Raw genomic sequence first — 13,914 nt, forward strand, 5'->3', positions numbered from 1 at the left:
ATGCCGAACATCATCTCGATCACCGCGTTGTCGAAGACCTATGCCGGCGGCTTCAAGGCGCTGGATGGCATCAACCTGCAGATTGCGCGCGGCGAGATCTTTGCGCTGCTCGGCCCGAATGGCGCCGGCAAGACGACGCTGATCGGCATCCTGTGCGGCATCGTCAACCCGAGCTCGGGCCAGGTGCTGGTCGACGGCCACGACATCGTCGTCGATTACCGGGCCGCGCGCTCGCTGATCGGCCTGGTGCCGCAGGAGCTGACGACCGACGCGTTCGAGACGGTCTGGAATGCCGTGTCGTTCAGCCGCGGGCTGTTCGGCAAGCCGCCCAATCCGGCCCACATCGAGAAAATCCTGAAGGCCCTGACGCTGTGGGGCAAGAAGGACAACAAGATCATGACGCTGTCGGGCGGCATGAAGCGGCGGATGATGATCGCGAAGGCGCTGTCGCACGAACCGCAGGTGCTGTTCCTCGACGAGCCGACCGCCGGTGTCGACGTGACGCTGCGCCGCGAGATGTGGCAGCTGGTGCATGAGTTGCGCGAGACCGGCGTGACGATCATCCTGACGACCCACTATATCGACGAGGCCGAGGAGATGGCCGACCGCGTTGGCGTGATCAACAAGGGGCAGATCATCCTGGTCGAGAACAAGGCCGAACTGATGCGCCGCTTCGGCGAGAAGCAGCTGACGCTCGATCTGCAGCAGCAGCTGGATCAGCTGCCTGCCGGGCTGGCGGAATTTTCGCTGGCACTGTCCGACGACGGCCTGCGGCTGACCTATACCTATGATGCGCAGGCCAAACACAGCGGCATCACCGAGCTGCTGCAGGCGCTTGGCGATGCCGGCATACGCTTCAAGGATCTGCACACGACGCAAAGCTCGCTCGAAGACATCTTCGTCAACCTGGTCAGGGATACGCCATGAGCCGGCTCAACCTGCATGCAATCCGCGCGATCTATCTGTTCGAGATGGCGCGCACCCGGCGCACGCTGATGCAAAGCGTGATCTCGCCGGTGATCTCGACCTCGCTGTACTTCGTCGTCTTCGGCGCGGCGATCGGTTCGCGGATCCAGGAGATCGATGGCGTCAGCTACGGCGCCTTCATCGTGCCCGGGCTGATCATGCTGTCGCTGCTGACGCAGAGCATCTCGAACGCGTCGTTCGGCATCTATTTTCCGAAGTTCAGCGGCACCATCTATGAACTGCTGTCGGCGCCGGTCAGCTGGGTCGAAATCGTGCTCGCCTATGTCGGCGCGGCGGCCAGCAAGTCGATCGTGCTCGGACTGATCATCCTCGCAACCGCCGGCCTGTTCGTGCCGATGCGGGTGGCGCATCCAGTCTGGATGCTGCTGTTCCTGGTGCTGACCGCGGTGACCTTCAGCCTGATCGGCTTCATCATCGGCATCTGGGCCGACGGCTTCGAGAAGCTGCAGGTGGTGCCGCTGCTGATCGTCACGCCGCTGACCTTTCTCGGCGGCAGCTTCTACTCGATCGATATGTTGCCGCCGTTCTGGCAGACCGTCGCACTGTTCAATCCGGTCGTCTACCTGATCAGCGGCTTCCGCTGGAGTTTCTACGGCATGGCCGACGTGCCGGTCGCGGTCAGCCTCGGCATGACGCTGGCCTTTCTCACCATTGCGCTGGCGACGGTGATCTGGATCTTCCGCACCGGTTACCGCCTCAGGAGCTGACCGGCGCCGAGACCTCGGTCGATTGCCGAGTCGACGCATTCGCGGGCTGCTCCGCGCCATCGTCGCCGGCGGTTGATTCGAGCCGCCACTGCATCAGCACCGCGACAACGAGCGGCGCCAGATAGTAGATCGCGCGGTACAGCAGCAGCGCGCCGATCACCTCGCTGTGCGCCATCTGCGAGCCGAGCAGCGCGACGAATACCGCCTCGAGCACGCCGAGACCGGCCGGCACATGGGCGAGCACACCGGCGACCGCGGCAACCAGCAACGTGCCGAGCACCAGCGGATAGGCCACGTCGCCGCCGAGCAGCACCATCACGACGCCGCCCATCACCGCCCAGTTGGCTGCCGACAGCAGGATCTGCAAGGCGGCCAGCCGGGCGCTCGGCAGCCGGATCGGATGGCCGAATACGTTCCACTCGCGGCGCTTCGACCACAGGCAGGCGAGCTGCCAGGCGGCCGCGCCGGCAATCATCACGATCCCGGCGAGCCGCATCGATGCGCCGGCAATCGGCCAGTCGGCCGGCAGCTCGGGCGGGAAGGCGAGCAACACGACGCCAGCGAGCAGCAGATAACCGATCCAGTTGGTCAACATGCTGGTCGCCACCACCGTCGCGATCGTCCCCGGCTTCAGGCCCTGGCGCGAATACAGCCGGTAGCGGAAAGCCATTCCGCCGATCAACGCACCGAGGTTCAGGTTGAAGATATAGCTGGTCGACGCCGTCATCATGACCCGCCGTGTCGGCAGGTCGTGTCCGGTGACGCGGCGGCCGAACAGGTCGAAGGTGCTGTAGATCAAATGGCTCAGCAAGGCCAGGCCGGCGGCCAGCAGCAGCATCGGCAGCGGCCGCGACTTCATCGATTCGGCGACCTTGCTCCACTCGATGTCGCGCGCCTGCTCGATCAGCAGCCAGGCAACCAGCGCAAAAAACGCAAATACGCCAGCGCGCTTCAGCCACGGCCACCACGCGCTGTCGCGCAGCGAGGCAAAGCGCTCGCGCAGCGCGTGCAGTCGACCATGCCGAGCGGTGCGGGTACTCATCGCGTCACAGCCGCATCGGTGCCGCCTGCCGCGCAATGCTCGGCAGCCGCGGCGCCCAGCGCGGGAAATGGCGGAGGAAGTGGAAGATCAGCGTATTGCGAAACACCGTCCACGGGTTCGACCGCTCGAGCTGCTCCGGCATCACCTTCTTGCACTCGGTCTCGAGCAGCCTTTGCAGCCGCTCGCCGAGCTGGTGATTCAGTTCGCGGTCGCGGACGATCAGATTCGCTTCCAGATTCAGCGACAGGCTCAGCGGATCGAGGTTGCTCGAGCCGATCGTTGCCCATTCATCATCGACCAGCGCGACCTTGCCATGCAATGGACGGCGGCAATATTCATGAATCTGCACACCGGCGCGGGTCAGGTTTTCATACAGCGTCGACGCCGCGGCCTTGGCCACCGGCATGTCCGGCTCGCCCTGCAGGATCAGGATCACCTCGACGCCACGCCGCGCGGCCTTGCGCAACTCGCGGATGAAGCGGTAACCCGGGAAAAAATAGGCGTTGGCAATCCACACGCGCTTGCGTGCGGCGCGGATCGCGGCCCGGTAGTTGCGCTCGATATCGTCGCGGTGATGCCGGTTGTCGCGGGTGACGAACAAGGCCTCGGCCTCGCCGGCCGGCGGCGGCAACTCGAGCGGCGTGCGGCGCAGCCAGCGGCGACTCGGCTGGCCGACGCGCGCGGCACGGCGGGCAAAATTCAGCATGATGCCGACCACCGGCCCCTCGACCTCGGCCGAATAGTCCTGCTTGGCTTGCGGACCGAAATCGGCGAGGTGGTCGGCGGAGAAATTGATGCCACCGATGAAGGCGCGCTCGCCGTCGATGACGATCAGCTTGCGGTGCATCCGGCGCAACACGTTCAGTCGCAACCCGAACAGCTTCGGCATCGGATCGAAGACCTGGAAACGCACGCCGGCCCGGATCAGGCTGCCGATGAATTCCTCCGACAGGTCGGGCGATCCGTAACCGTCGACCAGCACGCTGACCCGCACGCCGCGTTTGGCCGCGCCGAGCAGCGCCTCGTGCAATGCGAGCCCGACCTTGTCCTCGAACAGGATGAAGGTCTCGAGCAGCACTTCCTTGCGCGCGGCATTGATCGCCTCGAAGACGCGCGGGAAGAAGGCCTCGCCGTTTTCCAGCAGCGTGACCTTGTTGCCGTCGAACCACCGCCCGCTCACAAGCTCACCTCCGCGGCCAGTGGCGCATGGTCGGACAGTCGCGACCACGGATGGCGGTGCAGGTTGATCGGGCGATGCCGGCGCGCATTGCGCACATAGATCCGGTCGAGCCGCAACAGCGGAAAGCGCGCCGGGAAGCTGCGTGCAGAAGCGCCATGTGCCGAGTCGAATACCTCCTGCAGGCCGCTGCCACGCAGGATCGCATTGGCGCGGCGCCGCCAGTCATTGAAATCGCCGGCGACGATCACCGTCGCATCGGCCGGAATGTCGTTGTCGAGCATGTGGCGAAGCAGCTCGAGCTGGCGCTGGCGATGCCGCTCGCGCAGGCCGAGGTGGATGCATACGACATGCAGCTGGCGGCCGAGGTGGCTCGGCAACTCGAGCACGCAGTGCAACATGCCGCGTTTTTCCGGGCCCAGGATCGAGATGTCGCGGTTCTGGTACGAAGTGATCGGAAATTTCGACAACACCGCATTGCCATGGTCGCCATGCGGATAGATTGCATTGCGCCCATACGCAAAATCGGCCCAGATCTGATCGGCGAGAAATTCATAGTGCGGCGTTTCGGGCCAGTTGGCCCAGCGCCGCGCATGGGTCTGGTGTGCGCCCTGCACTTCCTGCAGAAAGACGATGTCGGCACCGACCTCGCGCACCGCATCGCGCAGGTCATGCAGGATGAACCGGCGGTTGAAGGACGAGAAGCCCTTGTGGGTATTCACGGTCAACACCCGCAGCGTGAAAGGTTCGAGCGCAGGGGCTGTCGGCGTGCTTGGTTCGGCAGTCCCGGACATCGGCATCTGATGGTTGCTGTGACTCCTCATTTGTAACCAACAACAGCGATGAAGGCTGTAGGACGGGGCGATATCTCCCTGTCAACCGAAAATGACGGCACTGCGGGCGGCTTTCAAGGCCCGCCCTGCCAGCCCCCGTTCCATAGAATCGGTCTTTCACCGCACGCTGGACCCGCCATGGACAACCGCACCTCGATCTTTCGCCTGCGCATCGAACGCCTGCGCGATGCGCTGCAAGCCCGACAGCTCGATGCCGTACTGGTGCCGTCGAGCGACCCGCACCTGTCCGAATACCTGCCCGAACACTGGCAGGCACGGCAATGGTTTTCCGGCTTCACCGGCTCGATGGGCACGCTGGTGGTGACGACGTCGGAGGCGGCGGTATTTGCCGACAGCCGTTACTGGACGCAGGCCGAGAATGAACTGGGCGGCAGCGGCATCGAACTGGTCAGGATTCCGACCGGCGCCGGCAACCAGCATGTCGATTGGCTGAAGGACCACCTGCCCCGGGGTGCGTCGCTGGCGGTCGACGGCCGGGTGCTCGGTTTGGCGGCCGCTGAGGCGCTGCGCCGCGCGATGGAAAGCGCCGGGATCGCGTTGCGCAGCGACATCGATGTGATCGACGCCGCCTGGCCGGAGCGGCCGGCATTGCCGACCGCCCCGGTTTACGAGCATCGACCGCCCCATGCGGCGACCGCGCGCAGCGCCAAGCTCGGCCAGGTGCGCCAGGCGATGGCCGAGCGCGGCGCCAGCCACCACCTGGTGTCGACGCTCGACGATCTGGCGTGGCTGTTCAACCTGCGCGGTGCCGATGTCGGCTTCAACCCGGTATTCCTCGCCCATGCACTGATCGATGCCGATTCGGCAACGCTGTTTGTCGGCGCCGGCAAGGTCGACGCCGCGTTGCAGCAGACGCTGGCCGCAGACGGCGTGCGCATCGCCGACTACCACACGGCCGCTGCCGCGCTGGCAGCGCTGCCGGCAGCGAGCACGGTGCTGATCGACCCGAAACGGGTCACGCTCGGGCTTCGCCAGCAGATTGCCGCGCACGCCAGCGTGGTCGAGGCCATCAACCCGAGCACGCTGCTGAAAAGCCGCAAGACATCGGCCGAGGCCGCTTTCATCCGCGAGGCGATGGCGCAGGACGGCGCGGCGATGTGCGAGTTCTACGCCTGGTTCGAGCAGGCGCTCGCCGATCCGGCGCAGCGCGGCCGCATCACCGAGCTGACCGTCGACGAGCGGCTGACCGCGGCACGCGCGAAGCGGCCCGGCTTCGTCGGCCCCAGTTTTGCGACGATTGCCGGCTTCGGCGCGAATGGCGCGATGCCGCACTACCGCGCGACCGAGCAGTCGCATGCGGTGATCGACGTCGACGTCGGCACACTGCTGCTGATCGACTCGGGCGGGCAATACCTCGGCGGCACGACCGACATCACCCGCGTCTGGCCGATCGGCAGCGTCAGTGCCGAACAGAAACGCGACTACACGCTGGTGCTGAAGGGCACGATGGCGCTGAGCCGGGCGAAATTTCCGCGCGGCACGCTGTCGCCGATGCTCGACACGCTGGCGCGCGCGCCGCTGTGGCAGGAGGGGCTCGATTTCGGCCATGGCACCGGCCACGGCGTCGGCTACTTCCTGAACGTGCACGAAGGGCCGCAAAGCATTTCGCGCACGATTGCCGAACCGCAGATGGCGATGGAGCCGGGCATGATCACCAGCGTCGAACCCGGTGTCTACCGGCCCGGTTCATGGGGCGTGCGGATCGAGAACCTGGTGCTCAACGTGCCGGCGCAGACCGCCGAAGGAAGCGGGTTCGGTGAATTTCTCGAGTTCGAGACGCTGACGATGTGCCCGATCGATACCCGCTGCATCGAGCGCAGCCTGCTGCGCGCCGACGAGGTCGACTGGTTGAACCGCTACCACCAGACGGTGCGCGAGCGGTTGTCGCCGCTGCTCGACGGCGACGCGCTGGCCTGGCTGGTCGAGCGCACCGCCGCGATCTGATCGAGCCGCTACCGGTCAGCCCGCGCAGCATCGCGGGGCGCGGCGCGCCACCCACTCTGCGCAGCGGTTGCTGAGCGACGAAGTTGATTCGTCGCCGCCGACTGCCGTTCGTCGCCACAAGTGCGCGGCCGGTCGCGCGGCGCTTGCAGCGCGACACGGGTTTGCGACAGTGCTTGCCTCGCCAGCTCTGGCAGCAATCCGTCCGGAATCCGTGATGATCAGCCGCAACACAGTCCTCGCCCTCCTTTTTGCCTGCTTCGCGACCTTGTCGCTGGCTGGCGCCCTCGAATGGCGGCATGAAACACCGTCGGTCGAGCCCGCCGAGCCCGCCGCGATGCCCGTCTACGAGCTGCCGCGGGTCGTCGTGGTCGGCAAGGTCAGGCCGGCCGGCGAGTCGGCGGCAAGCGGCCGTTGACGAAGTCGGTCCATCGTCGCCAGACGCAGTTCACTCCCGCCTGCGCGCCACTTGTCGCATGCCGCTGGGCAAGCCGCCGCAGCACTCCTAGAGTTCAATCAAGCCGCTGGGAAATGCGGCGAGATCGAGAACAACAGGAGCCCATCATGATCGACCGCCTCTTCACCCTGACCCTGACCTTCACGCTGCTTGTCGGCGGCACGCTTGCCATCGGCGGCGAGTTTTTCCCGTCCCGCACCGAGCCCAGCCAGCCGGTGGCGCAATTGCCGCGGGTTGTCGTGACCGGCAGCGTCGAGCGCAAGCAGACCGATGTCGCGCGGGTCGAAGAGTCGGCCACCGAATCGCGCAACGGCCAGCGCACGCAGTGAGCGTATTCCGGCGCGTTGCAGCCGTGCAGGCGCCGCCGGTCAGCCGCGCGTCATCGACGCCTTCAAGGCTTCGTTCAGCAGCGCGAGACTGTCCTGCAGATGGGCACGCGCCTCGACCGACAATGACTTGCGGCGCGTCGCCTTCTGCAGGTCACGTTGCAGATCAACCGCATTCATCCGCATCAGGCTCAGCGCGTCGGGCGGCAGGCTCGACGATCCCTTGGTCAACATCACCTGCATCCGCTTCAGGTGTTCGCGTTGCAGGTTGCGCCGCAGCTGTGCGATGTCGTCACCGCTGCGCAATTCGCTCCAGATCGAATCCTGCAAGGTCGAATAAACCTCGGCCAGCGAGATCAGGTCGCGGCGCTCGCTTTTCGGCAGGTACATCGGCAGGTCGAGCAGCCGCGTCGCGGTGCCGGCGCTGAGCAGGCGGTTCAGCACCACGCTCTGTATCTGCAGCACCGCGCCCGGCACGCTGACCGGACCGCTGCGGTCCCATTCGTTGTAGTCGGGCGCGAGGTTGGCCAGAAACTCCGGCTCGAACTGGAAGCTGTCGGTCTTGAACAAGCCATCGGCGAGGAAGCGCAGCGCGTCGCGCTGCTTCGCCGGGTCGACCGGCGTGAACGCGCGCCGTTCGGAGGTGCCTGGCAGGTCGCGGACCGCATGCATGCCGCCGACATATTTGCCGACCAGATCGGCGGCGCGGCCGAGCTGGCGGAAGCCGCTGAACATCACCCGCCGCTGGCGTTGCGCATCGTCGCCGGGTTGCGGCTGGCGCTGCTGCACGCGCTGCCACAGCTCACGCGACAACTGCAGGCGCTTGCGATGGAAATCGAGCGGATCGTCACCGAGGTCGAAGGCATTGGCCAGCGGATCGATGCCCTCGCTGCCGCCGACGCCGTTCGAGTCGGCATCGTCGGCATAGGACAGCAGCGGATCGGTCACCGCGCGCGCCGCGATCTTCGTCAGCTCTTTCTCTTCATCGGCCGGGTCGATCGGCTTGTAGGCATATTCGATCGCCCAGTAGTCATAAGGGCCGATCGTCGTGTTGTTGATCGTCGCCGCAGCCTCGCCGCGCAGCGGCAGGTTGTACGAGTTGTAGTCCATCACCGAACCGGAGATGCCGTATTTCTCGGTGAAGCTGCTGTCGCGCAGCTGCTCGCGCTTGACAACGGTCGACGCCTTGAAATTGTGTTTCAGGCCGAGCGCATGGCCGACCTCGTGCATGATCGTGTCCTTGATCACCGCGTGGACGAAGGCTTCGGCCTGCGGGCTGTCCGGCTCGATGTCGCCACGCGCCTCGAGCACGTCGAGCACGAAGTTCATCTCGGCAGCGGCCTCCTGCATCAGGTTGCAGGCCTCGACGCCGCCGCGCTCCCAGGGCATGCCGGCGCCATGAACGACGCCGCCGTGGCCGTCGATGTGCGGCCGGGACTGCTGCCGGCCGACATCCTCGACGATGAAGCGCCGCGCGCCACGGCCGAATACATCGCTCATCCCGATATCGGCATCGAAAATCTCGCCGGTGCGCGGATCGGAGCGGCTCGGGCCGATCGCAAAGCCGACATCGGCGCCGACAAACCAGCGGATCGACGCGTGCCGCGCGTCCATCGTGTCCCACTCGGCATCGTCGGGCTGCTGCCGGACCTGCAGCGCATTGCGGAAACCGATCTTCTCGAAGGCCTTGTTCCATTCGAGCACGCCGGCCTCGACCGCCGGCCGATAACGCGGCGGGATATTCTTGTCGAGCCAGAAGACGATCGGCTGGCGCGGCTCCGACATCGCCGCCTGCGGGTCCTGCTTGTCGAGGCGCCAGCGCTTGACCAGGTGCATCCGCGGATTCGGCTTCAGGTCGCTGCTCAGGTCGGTCACGACATCGAAGAAATGGCCGAGCCGCGGATCGGTGCGGCGGCGCGCCATCGGCTCGGCCGGCGGCTTCAGGAAGTTGTAGACATAGGCGACGAACAGGCTGCGCGGGTCCGGCGTCGATTTCGGCGGCGGCGGCGTCGGATCACCACCGGCGCGCAGCGGCGGCGCCGGGATCCGCGAGGTCGCAAAATGGATCCGTGCATTCAGCGATGTCAGCTCGTCGCCGACATTGATCTTCTCGAAGAAGGAATTGGCCCGGTCGATGCCGAACGGCAACCTGAATGCCGATTCGAGCCGGGTCGAATAGCCGGGCATGTCCGACAGCAGGAAGGCGGCATCGATCAGCACCGCCTGGCTGGTCTTGTGCGGTGCGCTGACGACCGCCGCAGAGCCGAGCAGGCTGTGCGAGAAGCCCTGTTCGATCGCTGCACGCATCGAGCCGTTGTCGGCCGAATAGTGCGTATTCAGCGCGATCAATTGCACCTGCGACTCACCGATGCGGCGGAAGCTGGCCAGCCAGGCCGGCCCCATCTGGCTGCCGTACAGGCCACGCTCGCCGACCGATGCGGCGATGTTGACCGACAGCAGCAAGGGCTGGTCGAGCAGCGTCGGCGCGATCTCCAGCCAGACCTTTTCATGCTTGCGCCAGACCGGAACGAAGCCATCCTGCCGCACCGCACCCTTGATCACGTCATCGAAGGGCTTGAACGGTGCCGGATCGGCCTTGCGTTCGCTGGTCGCGGCAAACGGCGACGAGGCGGCACCGGCGGCAACCGGTGCCGCTTGCGGCCCCTTCGCCGGTGCGCTGGTCAGCGCCTTCAGGTTGGCACAGCCGCTGGCAAATGCTGCCAGCAACACACAGGAAAACACGCGGCCAGAACGCGACCGCCAGAAAACGAACATATCACCCACTCTTGTCAAAAAGGCGCCGCAGCTGCTGCCATCCGCTGCCGCCGCGGGCCGCCGGAGTGGGCCCGCAAAGCTTGATTGGAAATCAGGCCCGCCATCCCGACAAGCCGGTGAAACCCCCGGCCGCGCTGCGCGGCCGGGGAAGCGCCCTTATTTGAGCGCCTTGAAGCGGACCCGCTTCGGCCTCGCGCCTTCCTCGCCGAGGCGCTTCTTCTTGTCGGCCTCGTATTCCTGGTAGTTGCCATCGAAGAAGACCCATTTCGAGTCGCCCTCGGCAGCCAGGATGTGCGTCGCGATGCGGTCGAGGAACCAGCGGTCGTGGCTGATCACCATCACGCTGCCGGCAAACTCGAGCAGCGCATCCTCCAGCGCGCGCAGCGTCTCGACGTCGAGGTCGTTCGACGGTTCGTCGAGGAACAAGACGTTGCCGCCCGATGCCAGCGTCTTCGCCAGGTGCAGCCGGCCGCGCTCGCCGCCGGACAGGTTGCCGACCAGCTTCTGCTGGTCGTTGCCCTTGAAGTTGAAGCGTCCGAGATAGGCGCGGCTCGGCATCACGAACTTGCCGACGGTGATGTTGTCGAGGCCGCCGGAGACATCCTGCCAAACGGTCTTGTCGCCTTCCAGCGATTCGCGGCTCTGCTCGACGAAGGCCATCTTGACCGTCTTGCCGATCTTCACTTCGCCGCTGTCCGGCTGCTCCTTGCCGGAGATCAGCTTGAACAGCGTCGACTTGCCGGCGCCGTTCGGCCCGATGATGCCGACGATCGCGCCGGGCGGCACCTTGAAGCTGAGGTCGTCGATCAGCACACGGTCGCCGAAGCCCTTGCTGACATTGACGAATTCGATCACCTCCTGGCCGAGCCGCTCGGCGACCGGAATGAAGATCTCGTTGGTCTCGTTGCGCTTCTGGTAGTCGACATCCGACAGTTCCTCGAAACGCGCCAGACGGGCCTTGCTTTTTGCCTGCCGGCCCTTCGGGTTCTGCCGCACCCACTCGAGCTCCTTCTTCATCGCGCGGGTGCGCGCATCCTCGGTGCGTTGTTCCTGCTCGAGGCGGGCTTCCTTCTGGTCCAGCCAGGTGCTGTAGTTGCCCTTGTACGGAATGCCGTAGCCGCGGTCGAGTTCGAGAATCCACTCGGCCGCGTTGTCGAGGAAATAGCGATCGTGGGTGATCGCGACGACGGTGCCGCTGTAGCGCTGCAGAAACTGCTCGAGCCAGTCGACCGATTCGGCGTCGAGGTGGTTGGTCGGCTCGTCGAGCAGCAGCATGTCGGGTTTGCTCAGCAGCAGCCGGCACAACGCGACGCGGCGCTTCTCGCCGCCCGACAGCTGGCCGATCACCGCATCCCACGGCGGCAGGCGCAAGGCATCGGCGGCCAGTTCGAGCTGCAGATCGGTATTTTCCGAACCGGCGGCGGCGATGATCGCCTCGAGCTCATGCTGCTCGGCCGCCAGCTTGTCGAAATCGGCATCCGGCTCGGCATATTCGGCATACACCTCGTCGAGGCGCTGCTTGGCGGCGAGCACGCCGCCGATGCCCTCCTCGACGGCTTCACGCACCGTCTGCTCGTCCTTCATCACCGGCTCCTGTGGCAGGTAGCCGATCTTCAGACCCGGCATCGGCGTCGCTTCGCCCTCGATGTCGTGATCGAGGCCCGCCATGATCTTCAGCAAGGTGCTTTTGCCCGAGCCGTTCAGACCGAGCATGCCGATCTTCGCGCCGGGAAAGAAGCTCAGCGAGATGTCCTTCAGGATCTGGCGTTTCGGCGGGACGATCTTGCCGACGCGGTTCATCGTGAATACATATTGAGCCATGGTGGTCTGGTTCCGGAATTGCAAAACCCTCGATTATCGGGGACAAGGCAAAGCCGCCCCGGCAGCGCGGCTGCTCCGCGCTGTGGCAAATACGCTGCAAAGCCCGCAAAACCGCGCCAAACAAGGCCTTGCGGGCCGGGCGTGTTCACCTTGCCGGCTACAATCCGTGTACCAACCCTGCCACCAGTCACCGGGTTGACGTCATCCTGACTCGAGCCACTGCGCTCAACCCATCTTCTGCCTGCGACTGGCGCTTTGCTCAACGAAGCGACAGGCCGATCCCGTTGGAACCCCATGTCCTTTGATTCTCTCGGCCTCGCCGAGCCCTTGTTGCGTGCCGTGCACGAACAGGGATACACCACCCCGACCCCGATCCAGGCGCAGGCGATTCCGCTCGTGCTGACCGGTGGCGACGTGCTCGGCGGCGCACAGACCGGCACCGGCAAGACCGCCGGCTTCGTGCTGCCGATGCTGCACCGGCTGATGGCCGCAACGGCGCCGCGCGATGCCCGCGGCAAGGCGCCGATCCGCGCGCTGATCCTGACCCCGACCCGCGAACTTGCGGCGCAGGTCGAGGAAAGCGTTCGCAACTACGGCAAATACAGCAAGCTGACGAGCATGGTGATGTTCGGCGGCGTCGGCATGCAGCCGCAGATCGACAAGCTGCGGCGCGGCGTCGACATCCTCGTCGCCACGCCCGGCCGCCTGCTCGACCATGCCGGCCAGCGCACGCTCGACCTGAGCCAGATCGAGATCTTCGTGCTCGATGAAGCCGACCGCATGCTCGACATGGGCTTCATCCACGACATCAAGAAGGTGCTGGCAATCGTGCCGGCGAAGAAGCAGAGCCTGCTGTTCAGCGCGACCTTCAGCGAAGAGATCAAGGCGCTCGCCGATCGGCTGCTGAACAAGCCGGCGCTGATCGAAGTTGCCCGGCGCAACCAGACCAATGATGCGATTGCGCAGAAAGTGCATCCGGTCAGCCGCGACAAGAAGAAGGATCTGCTGGTCCATCTGATCAAGTCGAACGACTGGCGCCAGGTGCTGGTTTTTACGCGAATGAAACACGGCGCGAACCGGCTGGTCGATCATCTGAACGACCAAGGCATCAGCGCGATGGCGATCCACGGCAACAAGAGCCAGACCGCACGCACGAAGGCGCTGGCCGATTTCAAGTCGGGTTCGCTGACCTGCCTGGTGGCAACCGACATCGCCGCCCGCGGCATCGACATCGACCAGTTGCCGCACGTCGTCAATTACGAGCTGCCGAACGTGCCGGAGGACTATGTGCACCGGATCGGCCGGACCGGCCGTGCCGGCTCGCAGGGCGAGGCGGTATCGCTGGTCTGCGTCGACGAGAACGGCTTCCTGCGCGACATCGAGCGGCTGATCAAGCGCGAGATTCCAAAGCAGGCGATTGCCGGCTTCGAGCCGCTGGCCAATGAGCGGCCCGAGCCGATCGTGCTCGGCCGGATGGTGATCGGTGAAGGCGCAGGCCGTGGCGGCATGCGCAGCAATGCCGGCCGCGGCGGCGGTGGCGGTGGTCGTCCTTCACACGGCAATGCCGGTGGACGCGGCAGCAACGAGCCGCGCCGCGATTCGCGCCGTGGCGCGCCGAGCGGCAGCCATGCGCCGAGTGGACACCCGCCGCGCAATGCGGCAACCGCTGCCGCACCGCGTGCCTCGAGCCCGGCACGCAACGATGGCCCGCGCGATGCGCGGCCGCCGTCGCGGCTGCTGCAGACGAAGCGCTGAGCGACGCCAGCCGCGGTTGCTTCGCGGCGCCAACAAAAAACCCGGCCTAGGCCGGGTTTTTTTTGGTCGGGG

At 65.7% G+C, this 13,914-nt stretch carries 11 protein-coding genes; 6 read left to right on the top strand and 5 right to left on the bottom strand.

Translation table 11 applies throughout. The features are described 5' to 3' along the window. Both ACNH6H_RS05635 and ACNH6H_RS05640 read left to right on the top strand, forming a co-directional pair. On the top strand, positions 1–927 hold the full coding sequence (locus tag ACNH6H_RS05635) for an ATP-binding cassette domain-containing protein (protein ID WP_418321238.1): 927 nt from the start codon (positions 1–3) through the stop codon (positions 925–927). After that, a complete protein-coding gene (locus ACNH6H_RS05640; RefSeq protein ID WP_418316347.1) occupies positions 924–1,694 on the top strand; it encodes an ABC transporter permease in 771 nt (256 codons plus the stop codon). The genes ACNH6H_RS05635 and ACNH6H_RS05640 overlap by 4 nt, the downstream gene beginning before the upstream one ends. On the opposite strand, the gene ACNH6H_RS05645 is transcribed toward ACNH6H_RS05640, so the two are convergent. The 3 genes from ACNH6H_RS05645 to ACNH6H_RS05655 are packed head-to-tail and all read right to left on the bottom strand — an operon-like array spanning position 1,684 to position 4,707. After that, on the bottom strand, positions 1,684–2,736 hold the full coding sequence (locus ACNH6H_RS05645) for a lysylphosphatidylglycerol synthase domain-containing protein (RefSeq protein WP_418316348.1): 1,053 nt from the start codon (positions 2,734–2,736) through the stop codon (positions 1,684–1,686). The two genes, ACNH6H_RS05640 and ACNH6H_RS05645, sit on opposite strands and share 11 nt — an antisense overlap. A gap of 4 nt (positions 2,737–2,740) precedes the next feature. Further along, positions 2,741–3,916: a cardiolipin synthase ClsB gene (clsB, locus tag ACNH6H_RS05650; protein WP_418316350.1), complete on the bottom strand. Its 1,176-nt coding sequence runs from the start codon at positions 3,914–3,916 to the stop codon at positions 2,741–2,743. Then, positions 3,913–4,707 carry an endonuclease/exonuclease/phosphatase family protein gene (locus ACNH6H_RS05655; protein WP_418316352.1) on the bottom strand — a complete coding sequence of 265 codons (795 nt, stop codon included), beginning with the start codon at positions 4,705–4,707 and terminating at the stop codon, positions 3,913–3,915. Before ACNH6H_RS05655 ends, clsB begins: the two co-directional genes overlap by 4 nt. A gap of 177 nt (positions 4,708–4,884) precedes the next feature. Between ACNH6H_RS05655 and ACNH6H_RS05660 the strand changes: the two genes are divergently transcribed. The 3 genes from ACNH6H_RS05660 to ACNH6H_RS05670 all read left to right on the top strand — a co-directional run bounded on the left by ACNH6H_RS05660 (position 4,885) and on the right by ACNH6H_RS05670 (position 7,494). Further along, the gene (locus tag ACNH6H_RS05660) at positions 4,885–6,711 is read left to right on the top strand and encodes an aminopeptidase P family protein (protein WP_418316354.1); all 1,827 of its coding nucleotides are present in this window, start codon (positions 4,885–4,887) and stop codon (positions 6,709–6,711) included. A gap of 214 nt (positions 6,712–6,925) precedes the next feature. Beyond that, positions 6,926–7,126 carry a hypothetical protein gene (locus tag ACNH6H_RS05665; RefSeq protein ID WP_418316355.1) on the top strand — a complete coding sequence of 67 codons (201 nt, stop codon included), beginning with the start codon at positions 6,926–6,928 and terminating at the stop codon, positions 7,124–7,126. 146 nt (positions 7,127–7,272) lie between these two features. After that, positions 7,273–7,494, top strand: coding sequence for a hypothetical protein (locus ACNH6H_RS05670; RefSeq protein ID WP_418316357.1), 222 nt, complete (start codon positions 7,273–7,275; stop codon positions 7,492–7,494). Between the two features lie 39 nt (positions 7,495–7,533). On the opposite strand, the gene ACNH6H_RS05675 is transcribed toward ACNH6H_RS05670, so the two are convergent. Next, positions 7,534–10,266 carry a zinc-dependent metalloprotease gene (locus tag ACNH6H_RS05675; protein WP_418316359.1) on the bottom strand — a complete coding sequence of 911 codons (2,733 nt, stop codon included), beginning with the start codon at positions 10,264–10,266 and terminating at the stop codon, positions 7,534–7,536. 156 nt (positions 10,267–10,422) lie between these two features. Beyond that, positions 10,423–12,087: an energy-dependent translational throttle protein EttA gene (gene ettA / locus ACNH6H_RS05680; protein ID WP_418316360.1), complete on the bottom strand. Its 1,665-nt coding sequence runs from the start codon at positions 12,085–12,087 to the stop codon at positions 10,423–10,425. 294 nt (positions 12,088–12,381) lie between these two features. On the opposite strand from ettA, the gene ACNH6H_RS05685 reads away from it, so the two are divergent. Continuing rightward, positions 12,382–13,842, top strand: coding sequence for a DEAD/DEAH box helicase (locus ACNH6H_RS05685; protein WP_418316362.1), 1,461 nt, complete (start codon positions 12,382–12,384; stop codon positions 13,840–13,842). Positions 13,843–13,914: the final 72 nt, after the last annotated feature.

Source organism: Pseudideonella sakaiensis (genome assembly GCF_048320135.1).
Lineage (GTDB): Bacteria > Pseudomonadota > Gammaproteobacteria > Burkholderiales > Burkholderiaceae_C > Ideonella_A > Ideonella_A sakaiensis_A.